Origin of the sequence: Flavobacterium sp., from assembly GCF_046296355.1 — a bacterium.
Taxonomy (GTDB): Bacteria; Bacteroidota; Bacteroidia; order Flavobacteriales; family Flavobacteriaceae; genus Flavobacterium.
Genome location: NZ_JBKBLM010000001.1, coordinates 1 through 4,266, shown reverse-complemented (window position 1 = coordinate 4,266; position 4,266 = coordinate 1). Strand labels below are relative to the sequence as shown.

At 35.8% G+C, this 4,266-nt stretch carries 4 protein-coding genes; 3 read left to right on the top strand and 1 reads right to left on the bottom strand.

Going from position 1 to position 4,266, the window contains the following annotated elements:
- Positions 1-304 precede the first annotated feature (304 nt).
- The 3 genes from ACK4HO_RS00020 to ACK4HO_RS00010 all read left to right on the top strand — a co-directional run bounded on the left by ACK4HO_RS00020 (position 305) and on the right by ACK4HO_RS00010 (position 2,996).
- A complete protein-coding gene (locus ACK4HO_RS00020; protein ID WP_409660767.1) occupies positions 305-1,249 on the top strand; it encodes a LamG-like jellyroll fold domain-containing protein in 945 nt (314 codons plus the stop codon).
- A 747-nt stretch (positions 1,250-1,996) separates the two neighbouring features.
- Positions 1,997-2,443, top strand: coding sequence for a helix-turn-helix domain-containing protein (locus tag ACK4HO_RS00015; protein WP_409660763.1), 447 nt, complete (start codon positions 1,997-1,999; stop codon positions 2,441-2,443).
- A complete protein-coding gene (locus ACK4HO_RS00010; protein ID WP_409660760.1) occupies positions 2,433-2,996 on the top strand; it encodes a PIN domain-containing protein in 564 nt (187 codons plus the stop codon). The genes ACK4HO_RS00015 and ACK4HO_RS00010 overlap by 11 nt, the downstream gene beginning before the upstream one ends.
- A 25-nt stretch (positions 2,997-3,021) precedes the next feature.
- On the opposite strand, the gene ACK4HO_RS00005 is transcribed toward ACK4HO_RS00010, so the two are convergent.
- Complete coding sequence (locus tag ACK4HO_RS00005; RefSeq protein WP_409661820.1) at positions 3,022-4,257, bottom strand: nuclease domain-containing protein; 1,236 nt, start codon at positions 4,255-4,257, stop codon at positions 3,022-3,024.
- Between the last annotated feature and the right edge of the window lie 9 nt (positions 4,258-4,266).

Below are 4,266 nucleotides of genomic sequence, written 5' to 3'. Positions count from 1 at the left end.
GGTTGGTGATAATTTGAAAATGGAACGCAGATTAAACGGATACAGGCAACACGGATAGTTACGGATTTTTTTGGATTGAAATAGAAAGGAAAAAGCACGGATTGGAAATCCGCGTCATCGGGTATTGTAAATCCACGCTGTCGGGTTTTTGGAGTGGAGAATAGTTTGGGGTTTGGTAAAGCACGGATTGTAAATCCGCGCTATCTGGTTTTAACAATATCTATTTAGAATGTTGTGTTATTTTGTTAATTTGTTTAGAATAATTGTATTTTTGATTTGTATTAACTAGTAAATCCTTTTGCTTATGCGACTAAAAAACTACTTTACCTTATTCCTGCTTTTCGGAACTTTTATCACTTATGCTCAGCCACCTGCCTATGTCCCTACCAACGGATTGTTAGCTTGGTGGGCAATGGAAAATACCAATGACTCCTCCATTAACGGAAATACCTTAACCGCTTTCAATATGTCGGCTACAACCGATCGATTTGGAGTTGACAATGCCGCATACAGTTTCAATGGGAGCTCGAGTTATTTGACCCGTACAAGTATTGGTCATACCTTTACACAAGCCGGAAGTTTTTCGGTTTCTATTTGGATAAAAAAAGCCAGTAATGCTACCGGTAATGTAGCCATTATGAGCGGAACTACTACCAGTTTGAATTTTATTTGGCTTGTTCAATGTGATGCTACAAAAGCTATTTTTGGCACCAACAAACAACAGTCGGCTTGGTTTTGGACCAATGCTACCACTAATTATGTGATTAACGAATGGGAGCATTATGTGGGCGTCTATACTGCAAACACGATGACCTTTTACAGAAACGGTGTTTTACAAGGAACCACCACCAATACCCATACTAATGTGAGCCAAGCCCTTTTACCTATTTGGATTGGTCGCGGTGTTTCAGGGAATTATTTTAATGGTAGTTTGGATGATATAGGCATTTGGAATCGGGCTTTGACGCCTAATGAAGTAGCGGTTTTGTATCAAAGTTCATTGTCGGGTGACTCATTTTCGGCTTCTTCTATTCAACTATATCCCAATCCGGCAAGCGATTTTCTTCAATTGAAAGTGGATTCTCAAAACATTGGAGCAGCCTATCAGATTTTTGATGATTTAGGCAGAATCGTAGCTACCGGCAAGATGGTTGACACCACTACTGAAGTTTCGGTTTCCTCCTTAAAAACCGGAATGTATTTTGTTAAGATTGGTAATCAGACTCCCTTAAAATTTATTAAGAACTAATTATTAGTTTCAAAAATGGATATTCCTATCGTTGCAAAATCCTCTCTCGTTTGAGGTTTTGTAATGATGGGATTTTTTATGTTCTATTGCCTCCTTTATTTTTTAGAAATACAATTAGTTAGATACTGAACAGCATTTCATATTTGTTAGACTAACCCTAAGCCTGTTTGAGCGAAAACGAATTTAATCCTTTCAATCCATACCAGAGAAACACTTTCGAGGTATCATGATTCCTTCGGCAGTCGCTTTGCTCGTGTGTGAATTGGGGGTGTAGGGAGATGGGAGATGGCACACGGATGAAACGGATGGGACTGATTGTCACGGATTGTAAATCCTCGCTATCGGGTTGTGACAATAATGAATGAAAAAATAAAATTCACACCCATTTGTGTGAAAAATAATTTGAAAACAAAATTCACACCGTACCGTGTGAAAAAGTAATTTGAAAACAAAATTCACACAGCATATAAGGTATAATAGTATTAACTAAGGATGTAGGTCCCGTTTGCGGTGTTGGATTTACTGTTTTAGGGATGAATTGGCACACGGATGACGCGGATTGTACTGATTGTCACAGATTTTTGGTGGGTTGAATAGTTTGGGGTTTGGTGATAAGTAGGGATTGTAAATCTTTGATATCGGATTAGTAATAGAGTTCCAATTCCTATTGTTAAAATTTTTCGAATATTTTGTTTATTTCGTTTATTTCGTTTAAATTCGTATAACCAAAAATTAAATATGATAACCATGGAAGATCTTAAAAAGCCCTCAAAGCTAGAGCAGAGAGTCGCTATAGCTTCCTATGCTGCCTTGACGGCTGCCATAGAGCATATCAATACTGAGCAAACAGAAATTGAGATTGAAGAGACCAAAGAAAAGATAGTAATCCCTATCAGAGCATTGAAATTATTAGGTGATATACTGAAAGCGATGAGCCAAGGGAAACCTATTTCGATAGTGCCAATAGCTACAGAAGTTACTACTCAAAAGGCTGCAGAAATATTGGGTTGTTCTCGACCTCATTTGGTAAAACTGATTGAAGAAGGCAAAATTCCTTTCATGAAAGTGGGCAAACACAGACGATTAAAATTTGAGGATGTAGTAAACTATAAGGCAGCTATGAAAAAGGAACAAAAACAACACATCATTGATATTATGAACTTTGATGACGAAATAGGACTGTATGATTCATAGCGTTAGATTTAAAGCAGTGTTGGACACTAATGTGATTTACCCGGTTATTATCCGGGATTTGCTGCTTTGGTTTGCTCATTATGATTTGTATACCCCAAAATGGAGTCAACATATTATAGATGAGTGGCAAAGTGTAATGGAGCGAAAAAATGTAGCAAAGGAAGAAGCTGAGAAAAGAGTGCAAAAGGTGAACGATGCTTTTAAAGATGCCTTAGTACAAAACTATGGCGGGTTGGTTGATAGTTTGCAATTACCAGATGAAAAAGACCGTCATGTATTGGCTGCTGCGATAAAAATAAATGCCGATATCATAGTGACAAATAACATCAAAGATTTTCCGGCAGACTATCTAGAAACTTTTGGGTTGACGGCCAAGACAGCAGATGATTTTTTGACTGATATTATAGACCTAAATCAAGAGGAAGCCATAGCTGCCTTTAAAGAAATGGTACTGAACAAGAAAAATCCTGCTGTAGACGAATTTCAGGTTCTTGAACAGTTACGTAGGGCGGGGCTTATAGAAACTGCGAACTATTTGCACGCGCTTTTGTAAGTAATATTATCAGATGCGATTACTTTTATTTCACTACAACTTGCATAAGTTCTGACAATGACACACAAAAAGGCTTTCCGGATTGTCTCTTGCTTTCGTATTGTTCTAATTTTTTGAAATCCCATGAAACATTTTCAAATTCTACTGAATTTGATTTCTCTATTTCAAAGATTAGATATGAGTTTTCAGTTTCGTAACCTTCTTTTTTCATTTTATCGTTTGAAAATACTCTCACACCTTCTCCTTTAACTTCCCATAACTCTTTTGAAAATTTATCTCCTGTTGTGTGAAGTAAAATATATTTTGAAGTTAGTTCCTTATTGGTTAGAGGAATTGCACCATGACGAGTGTCAATTCTAATGTTATATAGATTTTTTCTTTTAACCCAATTATAATGATCTTCATCTTTGTAAAAACCAACTAAGACAAAGGTATCATCAGGAATTATCTTTTTACCGTTTAAATATTCCGGAATTGGTTCATGAAGCAAATTGCTATCATCTTTATTAGTTTGATAGATTTGGTGGGTTCTATAACTAATATTTTCTCTTTGTGATGCTCTGTCTAACAAGTGGTTTATAACTAAATCAATAAACTTAGATAATTCGGAAATATCATTGTTTTGTCCCGTTGGATTGATAGAAAAAGCTCCTAATCCTGGTATAATTTCATGAAATCCTCTTATCTCTTTTTTTTCTGTTCCAGGATATAAAATATAAGCGCCACCTGATCTTCTAATGGCATCTTTGTAGGCGTGCATTTTTAATAAATCTGCATTTTTATAAATTCCTTTACGCTCGTTGTTTTCTTCATGTTCTATTAAATCATTATCGGTAGAAGTTTGAATTTCAAACTGTGTTACTTTGTATTTAGCGTCAAAATGAATATGAACAATAAGTTCCTGCTTTTCTGCCTCTTTTTCTTTTAGTATTGCTGGCCAAACCGATAATGTGTAATCAGGACGAAGTGTTGTTGAATAACTACCTGAATTGATTTCACCTTTTTCATTAATATAAGGGGTTCCGCCTTTAAACGAACGATTGTAAGAGAACTTTACTTTTAACTTTCTATTCTCTGTATCAAAATCCCCATAAATAGCAGTGTGTTTTCCTTGCTTTACCATAATATTCAAACCATCTCTAGTTGGTTCTAATAAATGATTGTATGATTTCTCTTCGTGCTCAATATCCTTTATTTTGAATTTAGCTTTGAATAAATCATAAAGCGTGAAAAACAGCCAGTATTCGTATAAAGTGGCGATATCCCTTTT

Coding starts and splice junctions, on each gene's coding strand:
- ACK4HO_RS00015 (WP_409660763.1), top strand. CDS start 1,997: ATGGAAGATCTTAAAAAGCCCTCAAAGCTAGAGCAGAGAGTCGCTATA.
- ACK4HO_RS00020 (WP_409660767.1), top strand. CDS start 305: ATGCGACTAAAAAACTACTTTACCTTATTCCTGCTTTTCGGAACTTTT.
- ACK4HO_RS00010 (WP_409660760.1), top strand. CDS start 2,433: ATGATTCATAGCGTTAGATTTAAAGCAGTGTTGGACACTAATGTGATT.